The organism is Legionella santicrucis (genome assembly GCF_001468135.1).
Classification (GTDB): domain Bacteria; phylum Pseudomonadota; class Gammaproteobacteria; order Legionellales; family Legionellaceae; genus Legionella; species Legionella santicrucis.
The window spans coordinates 84419-85137 of record NZ_LNYU01000078.1; the positions used below are offsets into that span (position 1 = coordinate 84419).

The window sequence follows — 719 nt, forward strand, 5'->3', positions numbered from 1 at the left end:
GTGTGCGTTTCCGCAATGGCTAAAACTGGCCAACCTCTATCTTGCCAACCCCCGTTTTCGTGCCCTTTTGCCGCATGCAGAAGCCATTGAGTCTCTGGGAAAAATGGGTAAGAACGCAACGAAACAAGAAGGCCAAAAGTTCGATGCACAAATAAGGGATAAAATTCAAGACGTCAAAAAGGAACTCGCTACGGTATCAAGACAATACAAGCAACTGAAGCAAAAGCCCTTGACTAACCCCGAAGCAAGAATGGCGCGCGAAGAACAGCTGAAAGTATTCAGTCAACGCTTATTTGAGCTGCAAACCCAACTCGTTTCTCTTTGCCAAGGACGATTACCTTTGGCGCATGCTGATATGATTGTTCTGGAAGCCTTTTATGCCCAGTACCAACAAGAAAGCAGTGCGGCTCAAAACATCTTAATTCAAAACGGCATCAGTCCCCAAAGTAGGGAGCAATTTTATGCACTCAAGCGTGATAATGCGGATAAGACGATTCCTGATGTGATTATTGATGGTAAAGACATTGGCTATCCTGGGATTTATATTAAAAAACTGGATACAACCAGTGATAAAGGAGCAGCACTTGCGGCCTGTCTTGGGAAAATAACGCATTGCTGCCAGTATCTTGGTGGTGTGGGCAGTGAGTGTGTGATTCATGGCATCACCTCGCCCAATGGTGGTTTTTATGTTTTATGCCAAGGTGAGGCACAAAATCCCT

General features: G+C 45.2%; 1 protein-coding gene. It reads left to right on the top strand.

Annotation, left to right across the window (positions count from 1 at the left end; genetic code table 11):
* Nucleotides 1–719: hypothetical protein (locus tag Lsan_RS22660; RefSeq protein ID WP_193392716.1), on the top strand; the 719-nt coding region annotated here is incomplete at both ends.